Below are 21689 nucleotides of genomic sequence, written 5' to 3'. Positions count from 1 at the left end.
GACGGAGGCCGCGTGAACCCCGCCGAGACCGCCGCCTCCGGGCCGCTGCTGCTCGCCTTCGGCGTCGCCGCGCTCGCCGGGCTCGTCTCCTTCGCCTCCCCGTGCACCCTCCCCCTCATGCCCGGTTACGTGTCCTATGTGACCGGTATGAGCGGCCAGGAGCTCGCCAAGGACCGCCGCAACGGGCGCGTCCTCATCGGCGCGCTCCTCTTCGTCGCCGGGTTCACCGCCGTCTACACCACCGTCGTCTTCGCCCTCCAGAGCGCCGGACGCGCCCTCCTCACCAACTCCTCCACATTGGAGACCGTGGCCGGGGTCGTCATGATCGCCATGGGGCTCATGTTCATCGGCCTCATCCCCACCCGCGGCGGCTTCGCCCCCAAGTGGCGCCCCGCCGTCGGCCTCGCCGGCGCCCCGCTCTTCGGCGCGGTCTTCGCGCTCTCCTGGATCCCCTGCACCTCACCGGTGCTCGCCGCCATCACCAGCCTCGCGGTGATCCAGGACGGCACCGCCCGCGGCATCGGCCTCATGATCGCCTACTGCGCCGGACTCGGCCTGCCCTTCGTGCTCTTCGCCGTCGGCATGCACCGCCTCGCCGGCGCCCTCGACTTCCTCAAACGCCACGGCCGCGCGATCTCCGTCGCCGGCGGCGTCATGCTCTGCCTCGTCGGCATCGCCCTCGTCACCGGCGCCTGGACCGAGTTCACCAACTGGCTGCGCGCCACCGTGGGAGCCGGGGTGAGCCTGCTGTGACCGCGACCCTCACACCCCCGCCCCGCTCCAAACCCAAGGCCGCCAAACGCTTCCGCGCCTTCGCACGCCGCTGGTGGCACCAGCTCACCGCCATGCGCACCGCGCTCCTGCTCCTCCTCGCGCTCGCCCTCGCCGCGATCCCCGGCTCGACGTTCCCCCAGCGCTCCATCAGCGCCGTCGACGTCTCCGCCTACTACGACCAGCACCCCGACCTCGCGCCCTGGCTCGACCGGGTGTGGGCCTTCGACGTGTACACCTCGCCGTGGTTCTCCGCGATCTACCTGCTGCTCATGGTCAGCCTCGTCGGCTGCATCCTGCCGCGCCTCGGCGTCCACTGGAAGGCCCTGCGCGCCAAGGTCCCCGACGCGCCGCGGCGCATGTCGATCCTCCCGTACCACCGCACGCTCGACGTCGAGGCCAACCAGTCGCTCGCCCGCGCCGTCCTCAAGCAGCGCCGCTGGCGCACCACCGTGCGCGAGGCCGAGGACGGCACCGTCACGATCAGCGCCGAGAAGGGCCAGCTGCGCGAGACCGGGAACCTCCTGTTCCACAGCAGCGTCATCTTCATGCTCGTCGGCGTCGCCCTCGGCAGCCTCATGAGCTGGTACGGCAACCGCATCCTCTCCGAGGACAAGTCCTACTGCAACAACCTGCAGCAGTACGACGAGTACGGCCTCGGCGCGTGGGTCGACGAGACGGCCCTCCCGCAGTTCTGCCTGACCCTCGACGACTTCGACGCCCAGTTCCACAACGGCGGCCCCACCGCCTACGACGCCGCCGTCTCCTACGAGGCGGCGGGGGAGGAGGGCGACTACGCCCTCGAGGTCAACCACCCCTTGAACATCGACGGCACCAACGTCTTCCTCATCGGCCACGGCTACACGCCCGTCGTCACCTACACCGACCGCTACGGCCAGACCCAGACCCTCCACCAGGAGTTCCTGGCGATGGACGCCGCGATGAACTCCGAGGGCGCGTTCAAGTTCCCCGACGCCAACGTCGACCCCGAGACGGGCGTCGTGGACGAGGACGCCGAAGTCGGCTTCGACGCGATCTTCGTGCCCACCTTCGACGACTCGACCGCGATGCTCCTGGGCACGAACCCCGAGCTCGACAACCCGGTCCTCGCCCTCACCGCCTACACCGGCGACCTCGGCCTCGCCGACGGCCAGCCCGAATCGGTGTACGCCGTCAACGAGGCCCAGATCGCCTCCGGGAACCTCGAGCAGGTCAACGACGAGGTCGAGGTCATCGGCGTCGGCGACTCCATGACGCTGCCGGACGGCTCCAGCCTCGCCTTCGACGGCGTCGAGCAGTACGCGGTCCTGCAGGTGCGCCACGACCCGGGCGGCCCCGTCGTCCTCGCCGGCGCGATCCTGCTCCTCGGCGGCCTGCTGCCCGCGCTCGCGGTGCGCCGCAGGCGCTTCTGGATCCGGTGGAACCCCGACGGCACCGTCGAGACCGCCGGACTCAACCGCAACGACTACGACGGCCTCGAAGAGGAGTGCGACGAGCTCACCGCTCTGATCGCGCCCGGCCACGAGCCGTCGCAAGCATCCTCATCAGACGAATCGATAGGGGGCCGGCAATGACCGGGGCCGAAGTCGCGAACGCACTGTTCGTCGCCACCATCCTCATCTACGCGGGGGCCATGTTCGCCTACGCCGTGGAGTACGCCTTCGACAAGCGCGCCCCCAAGCGCGCCAAGCGGCTCGCGGCCGTCGGCGCCGAGAGCGCCGACGCAACGGACGACCCGGTCGCCGCGAACGAGGCCCCGATCAGCCCCGCCGCCGCGCGCGGCGCGGGCCGCCTCGGCCTCATCCTCACGTTCCTCGGCACCGCCGCACTCGCGGCGAGCATCGTCACCCGTGTCGTCCACACTGGACGGTGGCCGTGGGGCAACATGTTCGAGTACACGGTCGGCGTCGCCCTCGCGGGCATGGTGACCTGGCTGGTCCTGGTCTCCCGCGGCAGCGTGCCGCGCCGCCTGGGCCTCTTCGCGACCTTCGCGGTGACGATGGTGCTCGGCACCTCCGTGCGCGTCTACACCGAGGCGGGGCCGCTGGTCCCGGCCCTGGACTCCTACTGGATCGTCATCCACGTGACGGCCGCGATCACCGCCTCGGGCATCCTGCTCATCGGCTGCGTCTTCGCGATCCTGCACCTGCTCAAGCGCCGCTACGACCGCCAGGTCTCCGACGGCAAGCCGGTCCGGTTCCCGCTCAACGTCGCCGAGCGCCTGCCGGACGCGACCGCGCTGGAGCGCATGACGTTCAAGATCCACGTCTTCGCGTTCCCGCTGCTCACCTTCGGCATCATCGCCGGTTCGGTGTGGGCGCACCTCGCGTGGGGCCGCTACTGGGCCTGGGACCCGAAGGAAGTGTGGGCGTTCATCGCCTGGGTCGTGTACGCCGCCTACCTGCACGCGCGCGTGTCGGGCAGGAGCGCGAAGGCGAACGCGCCGTGGATCGCGATCCTCGGCTACGCCGTGATGCTCTTCAACCTCACCGCCGTGAACCTGGTCTTCGACGGACTCCACTCCTACGCGGGAGTCTGAGGCGGCGGACCGCGGCCGGAAGCGGCCCTGGCCGCATCTGCGGCGCATGCTCGCGACCCGGGTTCCGGCCCGGATCGCGTCTGCGGCGGCCGCTCGCGATCGGGTTACGGCCCGAACGTGAACGGAGCGCCCGGGGCAAATCGGACTTTGATGGGCCCCCGGTATCTACCCTGACCTACTGGTGCGACACCCCGAGTCGACCTACCTCTCGAACGGACCCCTGCATGACCCCTGAACACGTCCGTGACGCCGCCGGTCTGGCGGCCGTCTTCGGGTTCTTCGCGATGGCCTGGTTCGGCTGGGCCCAGGAGGGCCCGCCGCGACCGTGGGTCAAGTTCCTTGCGGCGGGCTCGATCCTGAGCATCCTGGTCGCCGCCGCCGGCGGGTTCCTGCTGTGGCGGCACTGGTCCGACGGCACCGTCTTCGGCGACGCCACCGGCCGGAGCTTCGGGATCATCGTCGGCATCGAATTCGCCGCCGCCGGGCTCGGGGCGGCGCTCCTCGCATGGCGCGGGCGCGCCGATGCGATCTCGGCGTGGATCGCGTTCGTCGTAGGCGTGCACCTCTTCCCGGTCGCGGTGGTCCTGGAGATCCCCGCCGTGCACATCCCGGCGGCGCTCATCACCGTGGCCGCGATCGGCGCGGTCCCACTGGCGAACGCCAAGGGGCTCAAGACCAGTGCGGTCATCGGCCCGCTGGCGGGCACGGTCCTCCTCGCCACCGCCGCAATGTCTCTTGTGGATGCACTGACGCGCTGAGGCACTGACGTGCGGGGCCACTTACCTGCTGCGGCACTGACAGGCTGGGGCATCGAGGTGCTGTCGCGCTGTGAAGCACCCTCGCGCTGCGACGGCGCTCAGCGGCACTGCCGCACTGTGAAGCACTCCCGCGCTGCGACGGCGCTCAGCGGCACTGCCGCGCCGAGAAGCACCCTCGGGCTGCGACGGCGCTCAGGGTCACTGCCACGCTGAGAAGGGCTCCCACGCTGCGATGGCGCTCAGCGGCACTGCCGCACTGTGAAGTACTCCCGCGCTGCGACGGCGCTCAGCGGCACTCCCGCGCTGCGGCGGCACGCAGCGGGCCGCCGCGCGGCGCGGCACCGCCCCACCCCGCCCCGCCCCGCCCCGCCCCGCCCCGCTGCGATGCACCCGTGCATCCCCAGATGCCTTGCCGCGGTTCAGACGCCCGCGCGGAGCTGGGGGAGAACCTTCTCCCCGATGGCGTCGATGAACCGCTCCTGGTCGGGCCCCACCTGGTGAAGATAGAGCCGGGAGAAGCCGAGCTCGGCGTACGAGGCCAGGACGGCGGCGTGCCGGTCGAGGTCGGCGCCGATGTGGACGCCGGGTTCGAGGGCGTCGGCCGGGACGTGGGCGCACGCGGCGTCGAACTGCTCGGGCAGCTCCAGCTCCTGGTTGAGCTCCGCCGGCAGGGCCACGAACCGCCACTGCCGCAGCGCCTGCTCGCGGGCGGTGTCCTCGTCCGTGTCCCAGGACAAGTGGACCTGGAGGTGGAGCGGCTTGCCTTCGCCGCCGCCCTCCCGGAACGCGTCGATGATCGCGCGCAGCCGGTCCGCGGGGGCGTTCACCGTGATGAGCCCGTCGGCCCAGGCCGCGACCTCGCGCGCGGTCGCGGGCGAAAGCGCGGCGGCGAACAGCGGCGGCGGGTTCTTCGGCCGCGTGTAGAGCCGGGCGGCGCGGACCGTGACCGGGTCGTCGCGGTCGACCGTCTCGCCGTCGAGGAGCCGCCGGACGACGTCGGCGCAGGCGTGCAAGCGGGCGTTGCGCTCGGGCTTGCGCGGCCACACGGTGCCCGTGACGTGCTCGTTGAGGGCCTGCCCACTGCCCAGCGCGGGCGTGAACCGTCCGGGGAACAGCTCTTCCACCGTCGCGATGGCCTGCGCGGTGATCGCGGGGTGGTAGCGGTCGCCGGGTGCGGTGACGACTCCGAACGGCAGCCGCGTCCGCGCCATCGCGGCGCCGAGCCACGTCCAGGCGTAACCGGACTCGTCCTGATCAGTGCTCCAGGGCGCGAAGTGGTCTGAGGAGAGCACCGCGTCGAACCCGGCCGCTTCGGCGGCGACGGCGGCGGCGGCGAGACGCGAGGGCGGGAACTGCTCGTGCGAGGCGTGGTATCCGATTTCCACTATGGTCTCCGGTTCGATTGAACGGTTCACTTGAAGACGTGCCGGCGCGGGCGCAGCCAGCGGTAGCCGTGCCCGGCGAGCCGCAGCACCGCCGGGTCGTCCTGCTCGGTCGGGTACTCGCGGTCGGTGAGGACGTCGACCAGGTCGTCCCTGTCCTCTTCGGGCAGGCGCACCTCGACCTCGTCGGCGGCGAGGTTCACGAGGGTGACGACCCTGCCGTCGCGCTCGTCCTCGTGGAGCAGGGCCACCACGGACGGGCACCCGGTGTCGAGGACCCGGTGCGAGCCGAAGCCGATCTCGGTGAGGCCGAGTCGGGTTCTGACCATGTCGCCGACCTTCGCGAGCAGGCTCTCGGGGCGGCGCTGCTGGTCGTACACGTTGACCTTCGGGTATCCGAACGGCCCTTCCCCGACCGGCTTCGCGACGAGGTCCTCGGCGTCGGCCGAGGAGAACCCGCCGTGCTCGTCGGCCGTCCACTGCATGGGGATGCGGACGCTGAGGCGCTCGCGCCGCGACAGGTCGTCGCCCATGCCGATCTCATCGCCATACTGCAGCACCGGCGTGCCCGGCAGCGAGAGCAGGAGGGCGTGGGCCGCCGCGATGCGGCGGTGGTCGCCGCCGAGCATGGGGGCGATGCGGCGGCGGATGCCGCGGCCGTACGCCCGCATGTCCTCGTCCGGCGCGAACAGGGCCATGACCTCGTCGCGTTCGGCCTCGGTGAGCCGCTCCAGGTCGAGTTCGTCGTGGTTGCGCAGCCAGTTCGCGAACTGGCTCCGGCGCGGCGGGATCGGCTGCTTGCCCAGGGCCTCGTGCACGGGCGCGGCCTCGCCGCGCGCCAAGGCGAGGAACATGTGGTTGTTGAGCCAGAAGTTCAGGAGCATCGTGAGGCCGTCGCCGTCGAGGAAGTACTCGTCGTACTCCTCAGGGCCGACGTCGACCTCGCCGATGAGCACGGCCTCGGGGTGGCGCAGGGCCACGAACTCGCGCATTTCGCGCAGGAAGTCGGCGCCGCTCTTGTACTCCTCGACCTCCTCGGCGAGCTGCACCATGTACGGCACGGCGTCGATGCGGAACCCGGAGACGCCCAGGCGGAGCCAGAACGCCATGATGCGGCGGATCTCGGCGCGCACCTCGGGGTTCGCGAGGTTGAGGTCGGGCTGGTGGGAGTAGAACATGTGCCGGTAGTACTGCCCGGCCTCCTCGTCCCAGGTCCAGACGCCGTCCTCGACGGTGGGGAAAACCGGTTCGAGCCCGTCGTCGACCGGCTCGTCGGACCACAGGAAGTAGTCGCGGTAAGGGGAGTCGGGGTCGCTGCGGGCCGCCTGGAACCACGGGTGCTGGTCGGAGGTGTGCTGGACGACGAGGTCGAAGATGACGCGGATGCCCGCCTCCTCGGCCTCCTCGAGGAACTCCACGACATCGGGGATCGTCCCCAGCCGAGGGTCGACGGACAGGTGGTCGGTGATGTCGTAGCCGCCGTCCTTGAACGGCGAAGGGTAGAACGGCAGCAGCCAGACGCAGGTCGCGCCGAGGCCGCGCAGGTGCTCGAGCCGGTTCGTCAGGCCGCGCAGGTCGCCCCACCCGTCGCCGTCGGAGTCGCGGAACATCGCAGGGTCCACCGCGTAGATCACGGCGTTCCGGTACCACAATGGCAGCATCGCGTCCCTTTCCACTTTGTCTTCCAGGGCACGACGAATGCCCGCGCCGGGCCCCGGCGAAACCCTGGGCCCCCGCCGCGCCGCCGCGGAGGGGTGCGGGGCGCGGGGGATTTGGATAGGCTTGGAGTCCACCGGGGACCGCCCGGCCGGGACCGCGCCCGCGCGGCCGAACCGCTTGCGGCGCTTGATGGAACCCCGATTCCTGGACAGGAAGGCTGTGCCCCCATGGCGAGCATCGACGAGGCGCTCAACCTGATCAACGCGAACATCGAGGCGGTGAACGAGCTCCAGGGGCAGGTCGAGGCCACCAAGGCCCAGACCGAGGAGCTGCTGGGCCAGGTGCAGGCCCTCGGCATCGAGGCCGCCTCCAACGCGCTGAACGTCGGCAAGGAGCAGCTCGAGGAGGGCAGCGCGATGGCCGCCGCGCTCCGCAGCAAGCTCGAAGAGGCCCGCAGCTCCGTCGAGGTCGCCAAGCACTCCTAACCGTGCGCGGCTTCGCCAAGCGCGCCTAGGGGACTCGCCGGACCGCGCCGGGACTGCGGTGCGTGACGGGCCCTATATATAAGGCATAGAACGGGAACGGGCGACCTCCGATCGGAGGTCGCCCGTTCCCGCTGCTTGCGGGTGCGAGGGTCTCAGCGCCGCGGCGTCTGCCGCGGCTGAATGTCGAAGTGCTCGGCCGTCCGCTCCAGATCCGCCTGCTGGAACGAGCGCTGCCCGCGGGAGATGGGCCGGTCGGGGACGATGAGCGGGCCGTCGTGGCTGCCCACGGGCGCCTGGATCGGCGCCGTCCGCTGGTCGGGGACCGGGTGGCCCTGGCGCTGGCTCTTGTTGCGCACCCGCCCGGTCCGGGCCGGGCCCTGCCGGTTCGCACCCGGCTGCGGGCCGCGGAGCTTGTCGACCGGGATCGCGCCGGTGGACACGGGGGGCGCCTCCTCGTCGGCGACCTCGATGCCGAGCTGGTCGCGCTTGGTGACCATCTTCGGCTGGGTCCCCATGAGCGCGAACAGGAGCACGATGATGCCGATGGTCGCGACGCCGAGGATCGGCAGGATGAGCATGATCGGGTCGATGCCCGCGACCGAGTCGCGCCCGCCGTCAGTCAGGCGTACCCGCACGCCGGCCATGCCGGTGAAGTGCATCGAGCAGATCGCGATGGCCATGATGACCGCCGCGCCGGACTGCCAGCGCCAGCCGTCGAGGTACATGCCGCAGAACAGGGCCGCGGTGGCGGCCACGACCGCGATCGCCACGGAGGCGATGAAGTAGCTGCGTTCGTGGGTGATGTGGCCCGAGACGTTGATGGCCGCCATGCCCGAGTAGTGCATGATGACGACGCCGATGCCGGTGATCGGCCCGGCCATGAGGATCTTCGCGACCGTGTTGCGCCGGCCCGTGCCGGCCACCAGCAGGCCGAAGAAGACGGCGCCGATGGAGGCGACGAGGCTGAGGAAGGTCTTCAGCGGGTCGTAGCCGATGTCGGAGTCGATGACCTTGAAACCGATCATGGCGGTGAAGTGCATCATCCAGATCGCGGTGCCGCCCAAGGCGAACGCGGCCAATGCGATCCACCGGATCCGCTTGCGGGCGGCCTTCACCGTGCCGTCCTGGCGGCGGGCCTGCGTCATGCACATGAGCGCCAGGATCGAACCCGCGAACGCGAATCCGAAGGCCATGATGGGGTTGATCCAGCCGTAAGTGAAGTGACTGACGTGTTCCATCCGTGGTCTTCCTCCCCGGGCTCGGCCCGTATCCGGAATGTCGCGCTTAAGGTGCGGCGCGATGTGAAACTTATACGACTACTGTCCGGCGGCGTCCGCAAGACGGACAGTTGCACTAGGACGGTCATTTCGGTCGCGAGTGGCGTCTGGTGCGATCGCATCGAGCGCGGGCGAGGCCAGCACCCCGAACACCATGCCGACGATCGCGATCATCGCGAGGATGAGGATCGGCAGGAGCAGGACGAGCGGGCTGATGCCCGAGACGTCCGCGCGCGGCGGCCCCTGGACCTCGACCGCGGCCATCCCGGTGTAGTGCATGCCGACCACCGCGACGCTCATGACCGCTGAGGCCAGGGCCATGGTGCCGCGCCGCGAGACGACGGCGGTGAAGCGCAGGGCCACCGTCGAGGCGACCACGGCGACCGCGACCGAGGCCGCGACCAGGAGCGGGTCGTAGGCGACCCGCCCGCCGGTCGCGACCGCGGCCATGCCCGTGTAGTGCATCCCGACCACGCCCGCGCCGCACACCAGACCGCCGAGGATCAAGCGCGGCCAGCCAGCGCGCTTGCCGCCGGACACGAACAGCCCGATGCCGACCGCTGCGACCGCGAGTGCGAACGAGGCGGCGGTGAGCCGGGGGTCGTAGGCGATGTCGGCGCCGGTGACGGTGAAGCCGACCATCGCGATGAAGTGCATCATCCAGATGCCGACCCCGCCGATGGCCAAGGCGGCCAGCAGGGTCCAGCGGAGGCGTCCACCGGGGGAGGTGGCGGCGCGGGCGTAGCGGGAGGCGGAGAGGCCGAGGAAGGATCCGGCCGCGGCGAAGGCGAGGCCCATCACGGGGTTGAGCCAGCCGTAAGTGAAGTGGTGGTGCTCGAGCGTCGATGCGAGCACGTCGTTCAAGGGCACTGCCATGGGGTTGCCTCCTGGAAGGTCGTGGGTCAACCGTGCCTAATGGAGGGCGAAGTGTGTCGCACAGCGTGTGCGAGTCGTACGCGGACCTGCGGGCGCTATGTCAGATCTGTCCCCCGTTCGTGTCCGGGGGACCGCGCTCAGTGAATGGACTAAGGTGGCGAAACGGTCATCACGAACCGTGCTCGCTCGGATGCGATCCGTATCCGACCCGCCGGTAAGGTCCATTGGACGGGACTCGTTCGACCGGGGCCCGGGTTGTCGTCCGAACAGGCGATCTTCTCGGCCGAATGACCGAATACCGCATAGGCATGTGTCCAAAAGATCAGTGTATCTTGGGATTCGCCCCGCAACACGCTGCGATACGAAGGGCTCTTCAGTACTCCAGTACGCCCCTGGATTTCGCCGCCCTCATTCGTCATGATGGAATCTGCTGGGCTTCACATGCCGCCCCCGCCTCCCCGGCGGGCCGGCGGCAGCCGACTCGACATGTCGGCCCGAGACCGATCCCGCCCGGCCCGGGCCCTTCGGTCTGACACAGAGGACCACCCCAGGAGGCTAGACAAGGTGAGCAAGCGCAGCTCGAACCGTGCGGGTTCAGCGGCTCGACGAGGACCGCTCGGCCTGCCCCGCATCGCCGACATGCGAATCCGGTCCAAGCTGGGAATGATCCTCCTGGTGCCGCTCGTAGTCCTGGTCGCCGTCGCCGGCCTCCGCCTCTACGACCTCTCCGACCGGGTGTTCGAGTCGAACGACATGGTGGACCTCGTCGAGTTCAACACCTACGTCGCCGACCTCCGGTACCAGCTCCAGAAGGAGCGGTCCCTCCTCGTCACCCACCTCCGCCTCGACGGCGAGCACGTCGCCGACATCGACAAGTCGCTCTACGACGAGTCGAACGTCGCCGCCCAGCAGGGCGAGACCGACAGCGCGTACGACCAGTTCAACGAGAAGGCCGGCGAACTCCCCGACCTCTCCCAGGACATCACCAACCGCATCAACGCGGTCCAGACGCAGTACGAGAGCCTCCTGCAGATCCGCGAGCAGGCCGTCAACGACGCCCAGCAGGCCTCGATCGACGCCACCTCCCGCGTCTACCAGCGCCTCGTCGCCGAACTGGTGACCATCACCGACATCTCCTCGCGCATCGTCAACGACCCCGACATCGCCCGGAACCTCCAGGCCATCGCCGCCGCCACCACCATCCTCGAGACCCTCGAGGAGGAGCGCGCGATCGCCATCAACGTCGGCAACGGCCGCAAGTTCATCAACGCCACCCGCTGGCAGAACTTCATCTCCTACGCCTCGCTGCGCGAGACCGCCGAGGCCGAGTTCAAGACCGTCGCCAACCGCGAGGAGCAGCTGGCGTTCTTCTTCAGCACGGGCGGTTTGAACACCAAGGAGGCCCAGGCGGCCCTGGAGTTCGAGAACGACGCGGTCACCGCGAGCACCGACCGGAACCTGGAAGTAAACGCCGAGGTCATCGCCTCCTACGACGCGATCCTCGACAACGGCCTGGCGTACATCAACAACGAGTCGGACGAGGTCCTCGAGGACGCCAGCTCCGACCGCGACGCCCAGATCTTCCAGCTGCTGCTCGAAGCCGTGCTCATCCTCGCGGCCTTCGTCGTCGCGACCGTGATCGCCCTGCTCATCGCCCGCAACATGGCGACCGGCCTGCGCCGGCTCCGCGAGGGCGCGCTCGACGTCGCCCACGTCAGCCTCCCGCAGGCGGTGGCGCAGATGCGCGACGCCGAGACCATCGGCAACCGGACCCCGGACGAAGTGGCCGCCGAGACCGGCGCGGTGATCGACATCGACCAGCGCGACGAGATCGGCAACGTGGCGCACTCGTTCAACATCGTCCACACCGAGGCGATCCGCATCGCGGCCGAGCAGGCCGCCCTGCGCGCCAACGTCTCCCAGATGTTCATCAACCTCGCCCGCCGCTCCCAGAACCTCGTCGACCGGCTCATCGGCCACCTCGACCACCTGGAGCGCGGCGAGGAGAACCCGGACCGCCTGGCCGAGCTGTTCCAGCTCGACCACCTCGCGACCCGCATGCGCCGCAACGACGAGAACCTCCTGGTGCTCGCCGGTGCGGACTCCACCCGCCAGGAGCGCTACCCCGCGCCGGTCGGCGACATCCTGCAGGCCGCGCAGTCCGAGGTCGAGCAGTACACCCGCATCGAGTTCGGGAACCTCGAGGCCGAGCGGGAGATCCGCCCGGCCGCGGTCAACGACCTCGTGCACCTCATCGCCGAGCTCATGGACAACGCGACCGCGTTCTCCCCGCCGGAGTCCCCGGTGCTCGTCGAGGCCGAGCAGATGCGCACCGCCGAGAGCCCGCAGGGCGCGATCCGCGTGCGCATCAACGACATCGGCATTGGCATGCCGCCCGGCCAGATCGAGGACATCAACCGCCAGCTCTCCGAGTCGGGCGAAGCGATCGACCTCGCGTCCTCGCGCATGATGGGCCTGGTCGTGGTCGCCCGCCTCGCCAAGCGGCACGACGTCCGCGTCGAGCTGCGCCCCGGCGAGCAGCGCGGCACCGTCGCCGAGGTCATCCTGGGCGAAGCGGTCCTCACCGACCCGAAGCTGCCCGAGCGCGGCCTGCGCAGCGGCGTCCCGCTCGAGGGCACCGGGTTCGACGGCGCCGGCTTCGACAGCGGCGACAACACGTTCGGCCTGCAGGGCCGCGACGACGGCCCGCGCGGTGCGCTCGGCATGAACTCCGGCGCGCTCCCGCAGGTCCCCGAGAGCCCCGCGGGCCTGTTCGACACCGTCGCCCAGCCCAGCCCGCAGTCGGCGCCCCCGCCGCAGCCGCCCCAGCCGATGTGGCAGCCCAGCGCGCCGCAGCAGCCGTCGCGCCCGCCGGTCCCGCCGCAGCCCGCCGAGCCGCTCACCGGCGAGCACTCGCTGCACCGGGGCCAGGGCCGACCGAATCAGCCGTTCCCGCCCGCGGCCGAGGAGGAGCCGGGCTTCATGTTCCGGCCGGGCGGCCTCGCCGAGGACCGCCGCCCCGGCGGCAAGGTCATGGAAGTGACCGGCGAGATCGTCTCCTCCGAGCACGTGGCGCTGCCGAAGATCCAGCTCGAGGCGTTCACGCCCGAGCCGGAGCCGGTCCCGCCGTCGTGGCCCGACGCCGCCGCCGCGCCCTCGGGCACGGAGGCCCCGCGCGCGGCCAAGAAGGACCGCGTGTCCGCTCTGGACGCCACGACCGAGCTCCCGATCTTCCGCGAGGTCGAGTCCGCCTGGTTCAAGGCCGTCACGCCCGCTCCGAAGAAGGTCGAGGACGACGCGCCGGCGCTCGGCTCCCCCGCCGAGGCCCCCGTCCCGGAGGGTGACGAGTCGTCCTTCCGTACGACGGAGGCGCCGCGCGCGGATGTGGCGCAGGCTTCCCCGCCGCGCTACGCTGACCAGTCAGAAGCGGCCGAGTCCCCTGCCCCGGCTTGGGAGGCGGCACCGCCCGCCCCTCCGCAGCCCACGGAAGGCTCGACGCCCATGCAGAGCAAGCCCGCCGACGAGCACTCGTCCGCCCCGGGCCTGGAACGACGCCGCCTCACCTCCCCCGAAGCCGAGTCGGGCTCCTACGCCTGGCGCACGGCCGCCGACGACGGCTGGTCGCGGGTGGACAACGCCTTCGCCGAGACCGTCTCCGCCGAGACGACCTCGGTGGGACTTCCCAAGCGACGCCCCATGGAACGCCTGGTTCCCGGGGCCGTGGAGGAATCACAGGAGACCGTCAGCGCGCAGAAGCGCAACCCGGAGGGCATTCGGGGCCTGCTGTCGGCCTATCACCGTGGGGTGCAGCGAGGACGTGGCAATGACGGTAACTGAGTCGCTGAACCGCAACACGGAAGACGCTACTAAGGAGCGCAAACGATGAGCACTGGTGGAACCTCGGTCCAGGACCTGGGCTGGCTGCTGGCCGGCTTCGCCGAACGCGTGCCGGGCGTGGCCCACGCCGTCGCGGTCAGCGCCGACGGTCTGCTGCTGGCCTCCTCGCGGGACCTACCGCGCGACCGCGCCGACCAGCTGTCGGCCGTGACCTCGGGTCTGGTGAGCCTCACCCAGGGCGCCTCCCGCTGCTTCGAAGGCGGCGCCGTCCTCCAGACGGTGGTCGAGATGGACCGCGGCTTCCTGTTCCTCATGTCCATCAGCGACGGCTCCTCGTTCGCGGTCCTGGCCTCGAAGAACTGTGACGTCGGCCAGGTCGGCTACGAGATGGCCCTGCTGGTCGACCGGGTCGGCCAGGCCCTGACGCCGTCGGCCCGCAGCTGACCGGCATGCCCGTTCAGGCGCGATTGGCGGATGCACGTGCGGCACGGTAGGCTCCTCTCGAGCGGAAGCCGCGCTGATCGCTTGCGGAGCCGTACATGTGCGCCAGCACGAGTGGGACGAACTGAACAATCGAACCCCTCCGTCGCATCCCCAGGCGACGGGCCGGTGCCTCCCCTGGCACGCGGTACACGGATAACTGACATGACTGCGGTACAAGGATTGTGGGATCCGCGCGCTGCGGTTGGAGGTAGTAATGGTCCTCGGTGGTGATGAGCCGACCGGCTCACTCGTCAGACCGTACGCGGTCACTCGTGGCCGCACGCGGCCCCAATTGGAGATCGCCCTGGAAGCGCTGGTGGAGACCACCGCGCGCGGCCGGTCCGGGCAGTTCCTCGGCGGCCGGGAGCAGAAGGTGATCGTCGACCTGTGCGGCGGGCGCCTCCAGTCCCTCGCCGAAATCGCCGCGCGCATGGAGGTGCCCCTGGGCGTCGCCCGCGTGCTGGTCGCCGACATGGCGGCCGATGGATTGCTGGCAGTGCACGAACCCACCGGATTCGACGCGGACGGCGGCGACGGATCGGTTGGAACCGAGCTCCTTGAGCGTGTCCTCAGTGGACTCAGGAGGCTATAGACCCACATGAACTCATCCGCAGACACCTCTCGTGTGACCTCTGCCAAGATCGTCATCGCCGGCGGCTTCGGCGTCGGCAAGACGACCTTGGTCGGATCGGTCTCCGAGATCACTCCGTTGACGACCGAGGCGATCATGACCTCCGCCTCGGAGGGCGTCGACGACAACAACCTGGTGCCCGACAAGCAGACCACCACGGTGGCGATGGACTTCGGCCGTATCACCATCGACCAGGACCTCATCCTGTACCTGTTCGGCACGCCGGGCCAGACCCGATTCTGGTTCATGTGGGACGAACTCGTGCGCGGCGCCATCGGCGCCATCGTGCTGGTCGACACCCGCCGCCTGGCCGACTGCTTCTCGGTGATCGACTTCTTCGAGCACCGCAAGCTGCCCTACCTGGTCGCGGTGAACTGCTTCGACGGGAAGCAGCTCCACGACCTCAACGACATCCGCGACGCCCTGCAGATCTCGCACGACGTCCCCGTGATGTACACGGACGCCCGCAACCGGGAGTCCACCAAGCAGGTGCTCATCAAGCTCGTTGAATACGTGCTCTCGATGCGCCGCACCCGCACCGTCGGCGTCCACTAGCCGCCCACAGGCGGACGCGCGACGACCACAGCGAAGCTTGCTAGCCGTGCGTGAACACAGCGGCGAAGCTTGCGAGCCGTGCATGAACACAGCGGCGAAGCTTGCGAGCCGTGATTGAGAACTGTCGTCTAGGCTGACCCATCTCCCTGGACCATGCTTCGAAGGGGCCCAAGGCTTAACCGCCTTGGGCCCCTTCGTTTTGCCTTGAGTAAAGGGTTGGTCGGCTGAAAATGGAGCACGGCAAGACCGATCGGAAAGTATTGCGCCCCAAACTTTCCACCCTTTACCCACTTCCCAAGGCTAGTGCGATCAGGGGTACCGTTTCGTTACCGAGAGTGCCCACCACCAGCTCCTGGAGGCATTGATGCCGATCGCGCGTATCGCAGAATGGTTTGTCCCAGTCGAACTCAATGCTCTCAAGCGAGAGTCGAAGCTGACGTGCCAGCAGATCGGCGCGAAGCTCGGCGTGAGCGTGCGGACGGTGACCAACTATCTCAGCGGCGAGACGCGGCCGAAGGCAGGCATGGCAGCCCAGTACGCGCGGATCTGCGGGGCGAGTGAGAAGCGGATCGACTTCCTGTCGCATGTGATCACCCAGTTGGACAACGGCGTGATCGTCTCGGAGCTCAGCGACCGCAACATCTTCATCGTCGAACTGGCCGAGGCCACCTCGGGAGAGATCTGGAAGTGGGAGCCGCTGTACATCCCGGGGCCGCTCCAGATCGAGCAGTATCACTCGGGAATCCTCCCTGAACGGGAGCCCGACGTACATGTGCACTTCCAACGCAAGCTGCGGCGCTACCTGACCCTCATCGGGCGAAGGCCAGCACCGAAGATGCATTTCCTGCTCAGCGGCAACGCCCTCCGTTACCTCGACGGCTGGGAGTGGGCCGACAAGCAACTCGCGAAGTTGATCGAAGCGGATGATCACCCCGATTGCGAAGTGCGTGTGCTCGAAGGCTTGCATCGGGGCATGGATCACTCGTATGAGATCTACCTGCCGGATGGGCGGCCGGGCGCGGCCCCACCGTTCGTATTCGTTGAGGCGCTAGACCAGAGCCGACACGTCGAGGAAGCTTTCAAGGTGGAGTTGTACCATGACCGCATCAAGCACATGTGGTCTTCGGGGACTCGTATCGGAAGGTGGCTCGATGACAGAAGTCAGTAGCTGGCGCAAGAGCACCCGCAGCAACGGCGGCGCCGACAGCAGTTGTGTCGAATGCCGAGTGACTTGGAGAAAAAGCACCCGCAGCAACGGCGGCGCCGACAGCAACTGCGTCGAGGCCCGCCAGCGCGCCGAGGGCTTCCAGGTCCGCGACTCCAAGCTCGGTCACGACTCGCCGGTCTTCGCGCTGCAGTCGGCCGATTTCGTCGGTCTGCTCGAAGCGGCGGCCCGCGCCTAACGCACACCCACACGCAAACTTCCGAGGTCGGGCGCGCATCTGCGCACCCGGCCTTTTCCCGTGTCTCTCAATGGCTCGGGTGTTCTGACGCGCTCGCCTCAAAGCAATCGGCGACAACGAGGCAGGGGGGAGGGCGGGTCGTGATTGCGGCACTCGGGCCCGGATCGGCCCAGGTCAAGGCGGGCGGCGACAACGAGGTAGGAAGGGCCGGGGCTGGGCGCTTCGGCCTCCCGGTTGCGATGGCCTGCGGTTCGATCGGGCAGCGACAAGAAGGTGGGGGAGGGATTCGGGTCTCTCTCCGGCACTCGGTCCGGTCGAATCCCGGTTCGATCGGGCGGCGACAAGAGGTGGGAGAGGGGGCCGGGGTCCCTCTCCGGCCTTCGGTCCGCCCGGATCCCGGTTCAACCGGGCAGCGACAAGGGTGGGGGAGGGGTTCGAGTCTCTCTCCGGCCTTCGGTCCGCCCGGATCCCGGTTCAACCGGGCAGCGACAGGGGTGGGGAAGGGGCTCGGGTCCGTCTCCGGATTCCCGGCCGGATCGGGTTCAGGCTCAGGCGGGCAGCGACAACAAGGTTTGGGCGGAGCTTCGGTCCGTCGCCGACCTTCCGGAGGCTTTGGTGTGCGGGGCATGGGCTTTCCAGGTGGATTGCCGGCCCCGGGCATGCCGAGGGGCCCGATCCCTCTCGGGATCAGGCTGCGCTGCTTGGTGTTGCGGCGCTTCCCCCAGCAGTCGCTCGCTGGGGCAGCTTAAGACCGGCACTGGTGTCGGTGCCTTGAACTTCTCTCGGCATTTGGCCTTGGATGCCTTGATCGCTTCCAGGCATCGGTCTCTTTCGATGGTTTCCGCGAGGGCATCGAGGTCGGGCTTCATCGCCTCGGACCATTCGGAGCGGTAGAGCCCGGTCGGGAACACGTCCCAGTCCGAGCCTTCGTTCTCGGCGTCCATGTCCTGGTCGGTGCGCCAGTCCGAGCACCCGCACCCGTCACCCTCGCTGCCGCCCCGGCCTGTACCGGCCTGGGCCTCGTGGCCCTCGTGGTGGGTGATGACCGCCTGACCCGGACCGGTCTTCTCCACTGACCAGCCAGCGGTATGTATGCGCCCGTGATGAAAGCGGCAAAGGAGGATGAGGTTCTCAGCGGCCGTTGCGCCACCATCTGCCCAATGCTGGATGTGGTGCGCTTCGGTCCAAGCGACCGGCCGGTCACAGCCCTGCCAGGCGCAGCCTTCCGGTTGCTCGAGCTCGAGTTTGCGACGGAGTGCGGTGTTGGGGAGCCGGAGGGCTCGACCCAGTTCGACCGCTTCGCCTGTGGCGTAGTCGAAGACTGAAGGGATGACACCCGCTTCGCAGGCGAGGAGCCGGGCGCGGGCGACGCTGATCGGCTGGCCTTCCAGGAGTGGCAGGCGGCCCGTGTCCTTGCCTTGCAGGGTCTCGATGTCCACGGTCAGGTCCAGGGTGGCGGTGTGGCCGTGGCGGGTGGCGGCTTGGGGGGAGGAGCCGTAGCCCGCGAGGAGCTGGTGCAGGGCCTCGGCGTGGCGGTTGGCCTGCGGGGGCAGGAGGCCGCCCTCATCCTCGGTGCCCTGGTCTTCTTGGCGAGGGGGCGGGCAGGCGGTCTTCAGGTACTTGTCGAGAAGGCGGCCAGTGGCCTCGGAGAGCTGGCCCTCCAAGGACCACATGCCGTTGCCCTGCGGGATCAGTTCCAGGCGCTGCATCGACTGCTCGCCCAGTTCATCGAAGAGTTCAGACTCTTCGGCGATCGAGGCCCAGAGCTCGTCGAGGTGACGACGGAGGTCTTTGAAGGAGGCGTGTGCGCAGTACTCGGACACCATGGCTTCGGGAGTGGCGCACTGGACCGAAGGATCGAAGGGGGAGGCCACCGGGGTCCTGAAGGGGGTGCGGGCGAACAGGCGCATTGCGGTGGTCTGGTCGAGCTGGCGGACGGCGTAGGCGACCTGGTCGATCCTTGCTCGCCCTGTCGTTGCCGCCTGTGCCAGGAGACGGAACTTCCCTGAGAGCCTGGCGATGGCCGCGATGGAGCCTGCCGTATTGAAGGTGAAGTCGAACTGGGAGACCAGGAGATCCCGCAAGGCGGAGAACCCGAACTCGGAGCGGTGGAGGTTCTGCTCCTTCATCTCGATCACTGAGGAGAGGACCGCCGCGTGCTGGGTGTTGATGAGGGAGGCGGCTGCATCGAGGGTGGAGCGGATGGCCGCAGCCTGGGCGGGGCGGTCGGAGACCAAGGGAGGGAAGGAGTTCGGGGTGGTGGTGCAGTGGCTCATGGGTCCTTCGCCTCCCTTCCTTGTTCTCGAATGATCTGGCTGTTTTCGCTAACTTGTTCGTAGTTCAATTGTGACAGGTGGGGGGAGGGGTGTCATCACTCAAAGGGGTGAATGATCCATGAGGGACATTCATGGAGTTGTCGGACCGCCTGGGGCGCAGGGCGAACCGTGCAATCCATCAGCCCGCCGCAGGCCGCGCGCTGCCCGCCGGCCGCACGGCACACCGCAAAGGAATACGAACCCTTTGTCGCTGCCGGCTTTGACCCGCGCCCACTCCGCGCGAAGGCCGAACGGGGACCCTTCGTTAGCAGGCCCCCCTTTGTCGCTGCCCGCTTTAGCCCGCGCCCACTCCGGTCCGAAAGCCGAGCACCGACCCCCAATGAGCAGGACCCCGTCGTCGCTGCCCGCTCTAACCTCAACCCCGTGCGGCAGCAAGGGTCCAGACGATCACCCCCGGCCCCGCGCGCGAATCGGCGCAAGCCGCTGACCGGTATGCGAAAAACGGGCCCCGCGCGATCAGCCGACCTACTGACGAAAACGGGCCCTGAGGCATCGCCTCGGGGCCCGTTCCGCTTGCCTTACACGACTTTCGGGATGGAGCCCGTGTTCGTCAGGGCCTCGTTCAGCAGGGGCCCGACCTGCATCGTGAACTGCCCGAGCTCGTAACCGAGCTGCTCGCGGTCGCACTGCGAGACCGCCAGCAGGGTCAGGCAGATCTGCGGGCCGACCGGGGCGGCGAGGAGCACGCCCTCGGCCATCTCGACGATGACCTGCTGAGTCGGGCCGTGGTCCATCGACCGGCCGGCGCCCTCGCCCATGGAGAGCAGGCCCGATCCGATGCCCGCCAGCTGGTCGGCGCGCTCCTTGGGGAGCCCGGCCGAGACCGCGAGCGGCAGGCCGTCGACGCTCACCAGGACGGCGTGCGAGAGCCCGGGGGTGCGGGCCACGAGCGAACCGAGCAGCATGCTCAGGGAGCGCTCGTAGACGCCGAGATTGGCGCTCATCGGGTCGCCATCCTCTCCGTCCTGGCGCCTGCGCCGGGGCGGCCGCCCCGGGCCCGGCCCCAGCCTTTGAAGTAGCCGGCGGTGTTCTGCGCCAGCAGTTCGGGGTCGCGGTCGATCGGCTCGTCGAAGCGCGGGTTCTCGTCGGCGACGACCGCGCCGGGGACCAGGTTCGCCTGCGGCTTGCGTCGCGGCAGCCCGGCGGGCGTGGTCGGCTCCTCGGTCTCGGGGGCCTCGGTGACGTGGCGGGCGGTGCGCCAGCCGTCGTCGCCGGGGAGGTTCCACGACTCCGGTTCGGGCTCTTCGCTTTCGGGCCGCTTGAACCAGGCGCTGCGGGCCTGGCCGAGGATCATGAGGCCGTCGTCGTCGGCCATGAGGCTGGCGACGTCGACGATGTGGACGTCGTCCTTGGGCTGCCACGGGTGGCGGCGCGGCTCAGGGTCGGGCTGGCGCATGCTCTCGGACTGGAACGCGTCCGACAGCGCGGGGCGGGGGACCGTCCGCTCGGTCGGCGCGGGCAGGTCCGACTGCGGCAGCTCGGCGGGCTGGGCCCGGCGGCGCCTGCGGATCGAGCGGGTGTGGCTCTCGCCGTCCACGGGCATCTGCGACTCGGGGATCACCTGCGTCGCTTCGAGGTCGACGAGCGAGTGCAGCTGCGAGGCCGGGTCGAGCGCGCGGAGGCTCTGGCGGTCGGGCAGGTCCCCGGGGAGGCGGACGGTGGTGTGCGTGTCGTGGCCGTGGCGGCGCGAGGGCCGGTCCTCGTCGTCGTAGGCGTGGACCGGAACCGGGGCGGCCGGCGGCGCGGCGTCGAGGCGCGGGCGCTTGGCCTGGAGGAGCCCGATGAGGCCCTCGAGCGAGCGGTCCCAGGCGGAGACCGCGTCGGCGGTCGCGGAGACGCTGGGCGCGACGGACGGGTCGTCCCCGCCGCCGATCTCGCGGATGGCCTCGGTCAGGGCGCCGGCCATCGCCGCGACCTGGCCGGGGTCGGCCACGGTGGCGAGGTCCGCGGCGAGCTCTTCGGTCGAGATCGACTGGAGCGCACCGGGCTGGGGGAGCCGGGTGAGGATGGCGACGGCGTTGGCCTCGCTCGGGTCGTCCCAGGCGGCGAGCGCCGCCGGGAAGACCGCGCGCAGCAGGCACGTGAGCGCCTCTGCCGCGTCGTGGCGGGCCCTGGCGGCCGAGGCCACGGTGTCCAGGATCGGGCGCAGAGCGTTGATCTCAGGGCGCGCCGCGAAGGGCTGGCCGCCCACTTCGCCGGTGGCCAGGCCGCGGGCCATGGCGATGGCGTCGTCGAGGGCGTCCTTGGAGCGCGAGGCCGGGCTGTTGGCGCGGATGACGAGCTGCCCGGCGGCTGCGGCGAACTCGGCCAGCTGGACCACCTCGCCGTCGACGGCCACCGAGACTGACTGCCCGGGCGCCGAACGCGCGAGGAGGCTGTTGAGGCGGACCCACCCGCGGGGGTCGTCGCCGAAGGTGTCGGTGGCGATGAGGCTGCCGCCGGCCGCGACGAGCGCGACGGCGCAGGCGGTGTCGCCTTGTCCGGCTCCTGCTACCTGCTGGTCGATGGTGATGCCGCAGAACACTTGCACCCGCGGGGCTCCTCTCGTAGGGCGCACCCGGACGGGCGCCGGCCCCTGTCGGCGGGCCAAAGCCCTGCCTGTATTTACCAGTCCGTTATCAGTTTTCCGCAGAATACTCGGTTCTGCAAGCGGACGGACAGTGCGGGTTCATGAAGGGATGGAAGGTCATAGCACAC

At 69.7% G+C, this 21689-nt stretch carries 18 protein-coding genes; 11 read left to right on the top strand and 7 right to left on the bottom strand.

Annotated features, from left to right (window positions below; translation table 11 throughout):
• Nucleotides 1-12: 12 nt before the first annotated feature.
• From QWI33_RS12230 to QWI33_RS12215, 4 genes are all read left to right on the top strand, one after another.
• Nucleotides 13-753, top strand: a complete 741-nt coding sequence (locus QWI33_RS12230; RefSeq protein WP_289957423.1) for a cytochrome c biogenesis CcdA family protein — start codon at nt 13-15, stop codon at nt 751-753.
• Complete coding sequence (gene resB / locus QWI33_RS12225) at nt 750-2345, top strand: cytochrome c biogenesis protein ResB (RefSeq protein ID WP_289957422.1); 1596 nt, start codon at nt 750-752, stop codon at nt 2343-2345. The genes QWI33_RS12230 and resB overlap by 4 nt, the downstream gene beginning before the upstream one ends.
• A complete protein-coding gene (gene ccsB, locus QWI33_RS12220; protein ID WP_289957421.1) occupies nt 2342-3310 on the top strand; it encodes a c-type cytochrome biogenesis protein CcsB in 969 nt (322 codons plus the stop codon). Before resB ends, ccsB begins: the two co-directional genes overlap by 4 nt.
• A 224-nt stretch (nt 3311-3534) precedes the next feature.
• Nucleotides 3535-4068, top strand: a complete 534-nt coding sequence (locus QWI33_RS12215; protein WP_289957420.1) for a hypothetical protein — start codon at nt 3535-3537, stop codon at nt 4066-4068.
• Between the two features lie 419 nt (nt 4069-4487).
• On the opposite strand, the gene QWI33_RS12210 is transcribed toward QWI33_RS12215, so the two are convergent.
• The gene (locus QWI33_RS12210) at nt 4488-5456 is read right to left on the bottom strand and encodes a TIGR03885 family FMN-dependent LLM class oxidoreductase (protein WP_353895459.1); all 969 of its coding nucleotides are present in this window, start codon (nt 5454-5456) and stop codon (nt 4488-4490) included.
• A 23-nt stretch (nt 5457-5479) separates the two neighbouring features.
• Complete coding sequence (locus QWI33_RS12205; RefSeq protein ID WP_289957418.1) at nt 5480-7111, bottom strand: alpha-amylase family protein; 1632 nt, start codon at nt 7109-7111, stop codon at nt 5480-5482.
• Between the two features lie 225 nt (nt 7112-7336).
• Here QWI33_RS12205 and QWI33_RS12200 point away from each other — a divergent pair, with 225 nt between their 5' ends.
• Nucleotides 7337-7594, top strand: coding sequence for a hypothetical protein (locus tag QWI33_RS12200; RefSeq protein WP_289957417.1), 258 nt, complete (start codon nt 7337-7339; stop codon nt 7592-7594).
• A 152-nt stretch (nt 7595-7746) separates the two neighbouring features.
• Here the strand turns inward: QWI33_RS12200 and QWI33_RS12195 are convergent, their stop codons facing one another.
• Together QWI33_RS12195 and QWI33_RS12190 are read right to left on the bottom strand one after the other, a co-directional pair.
• On the bottom strand, nt 7747-8832 hold the full coding sequence (locus QWI33_RS12195; RefSeq protein ID WP_289957416.1) for an MHYT domain-containing protein: 1086 nt from the start codon (nt 8830-8832) through the stop codon (nt 7747-7749).
• A 78-nt stretch (nt 8833-8910) separates the two neighbouring features.
• Nucleotides 8911-9747, bottom strand: coding sequence for an MHYT domain-containing protein (locus QWI33_RS12190; protein ID WP_289957415.1), 837 nt, complete (start codon nt 9745-9747; stop codon nt 8911-8913).
• A gap of 675 nt (nt 9748-10422) precedes the next feature.
• Between QWI33_RS12190 and QWI33_RS12185 the strand changes: the two genes are divergently transcribed.
• The 6 genes from QWI33_RS12185 (at nt 10423) to QWI33_RS12160 (ending at nt 16656) form a co-directional block, all read left to right on the top strand.
• On the top strand, nt 10423-13584 hold the full coding sequence (locus tag QWI33_RS12185) for a sensor histidine kinase (protein WP_289957414.1): 3162 nt from the start codon (nt 10423-10425) through the stop codon (nt 13582-13584).
• A 45-nt stretch (nt 13585-13629) separates the two neighbouring features.
• On the top strand, nt 13630-14028 hold the full coding sequence (locus tag QWI33_RS12180) for a roadblock/LC7 domain-containing protein (protein WP_030161947.1): 399 nt from the start codon (nt 13630-13632) through the stop codon (nt 14026-14028).
• A gap of 253 nt (nt 14029-14281) precedes the next feature.
• Complete coding sequence (locus QWI33_RS12175; protein WP_091048505.1) at nt 14282-14659, top strand: DUF742 domain-containing protein; 378 nt, start codon at nt 14282-14284, stop codon at nt 14657-14659.
• 6 nt (nt 14660-14665) lie between these two features.
• Nucleotides 14666-15253, top strand: a complete 588-nt coding sequence (locus QWI33_RS12170) for a GTP-binding protein (RefSeq protein WP_270115379.1) — start codon at nt 14666-14668, stop codon at nt 15251-15253.
• A 364-nt stretch (nt 15254-15617) separates the two neighbouring features.
• Nucleotides 15618-16421 (top strand): Scr1 family TA system antitoxin-like transcriptional regulator, encoded by an 804-nt coding sequence (locus tag QWI33_RS12165; protein WP_289957413.1) that lies wholly within the window; start codon nt 15618-15620, stop codon nt 16419-16421.
• Nucleotides 16405-16656: a DUF397 domain-containing protein gene (locus QWI33_RS12160; RefSeq protein ID WP_289957412.1), complete on the top strand. Its 252-nt coding sequence runs from the start codon at nt 16405-16407 to the stop codon at nt 16654-16656. Before QWI33_RS12165 ends, QWI33_RS12160 begins: the two co-directional genes overlap by 17 nt.
• Nucleotides 16657-17204: 548 nt before the next feature.
• Here QWI33_RS12160 and QWI33_RS12155 read toward each other — a convergent pair.
• From QWI33_RS12155 to QWI33_RS12145, 3 genes are all read right to left on the bottom strand, one after another.
• On the bottom strand, nt 17205-18932 hold the full coding sequence (locus QWI33_RS12155; protein WP_289957411.1) for an HNH endonuclease signature motif containing protein: 1728 nt from the start codon (nt 18930-18932) through the stop codon (nt 17205-17207).
• A gap of 578 nt (nt 18933-19510) precedes the next feature.
• On the bottom strand, nt 19511-19936 hold the full coding sequence (locus QWI33_RS12150) for a roadblock/LC7 domain-containing protein (protein ID WP_228091671.1): 426 nt from the start codon (nt 19934-19936) through the stop codon (nt 19511-19513).
• A complete protein-coding gene (locus QWI33_RS12145; protein WP_289957410.1) occupies nt 19933-21522 on the bottom strand; it encodes a hypothetical protein in 1590 nt (529 codons plus the stop codon). Before QWI33_RS12145 ends, QWI33_RS12150 begins: the two co-directional genes overlap by 4 nt.
• Nucleotides 21523-21689: the final 167 nt, after the last annotated feature.

This window comes from Glycomyces tritici, from assembly GCF_030403505.1.
This window is presented reverse-complemented; position numbering and strand designations above follow the sequence as displayed.

Excerpts from the sequence above, each read along its gene's own strand:
- ccsB (WP_289957421.1), top strand. The coding sequence starts at position 2,342 with ATGACCGGGGCCGAAGTCGCGAACGCACTGTTCGTCGCCACCATCCTC.
- QWI33_RS12215 (WP_289957420.1), top strand. The coding sequence starts at position 3,535 with ATGACCCCTGAACACGTCCGTGACGCCGCCGGTCTGGCGGCCGTCTTC.
- QWI33_RS12205 (WP_289957418.1), bottom strand. The coding sequence starts at position 7,111 with ATGCTGCCATTGTGGTACCGGAACGCCGTGATCTACGCGGTGGACCCT.
- QWI33_RS12200 (WP_289957417.1), top strand. The coding sequence starts at position 7,337 with ATGGCGAGCATCGACGAGGCGCTCAACCTGATCAACGCGAACATCGAG.
- QWI33_RS12195 (WP_289957416.1), bottom strand. The coding sequence starts at position 8,832 with ATGGAACACGTCAGTCACTTCACTTACGGCTGGATCAACCCCATCATG.
- QWI33_RS12190 (WP_289957415.1), bottom strand. The coding sequence starts at position 9,747 with ATGGCAGTGCCCTTGAACGACGTGCTCGCATCGACGCTCGAGCACCAC.
- QWI33_RS12180 (WP_030161947.1), top strand. The coding sequence starts at position 13,630 with ATGAGCACTGGTGGAACCTCGGTCCAGGACCTGGGCTGGCTGCTGGCC.
- QWI33_RS12175 (WP_091048505.1), top strand. The coding sequence starts at position 14,282 with ATGGTCCTCGGTGGTGATGAGCCGACCGGCTCACTCGTCAGACCGTAC.
- QWI33_RS12170 (WP_270115379.1), top strand. The coding sequence starts at position 14,666 with ATGAACTCATCCGCAGACACCTCTCGTGTGACCTCTGCCAAGATCGTC.
- QWI33_RS12165 (WP_289957413.1), top strand. The coding sequence starts at position 15,618 with ATGCCGATCGCGCGTATCGCAGAATGGTTTGTCCCAGTCGAACTCAAT.
- QWI33_RS12160 (WP_289957412.1), top strand. The coding sequence starts at position 16,405 with ATGACAGAAGTCAGTAGCTGGCGCAAGAGCACCCGCAGCAACGGCGGC.
- QWI33_RS12155 (WP_289957411.1), bottom strand. The coding sequence starts at position 18,932 with ATGAGCCACTGCACCACCACCCCGAACTCCTTCCCTCCCTTGGTCTCC.
- QWI33_RS12150 (WP_228091671.1), bottom strand. The coding sequence starts at position 19,936 with ATGAGCGCCAATCTCGGCGTCTACGAGCGCTCCCTGAGCATGCTGCTC.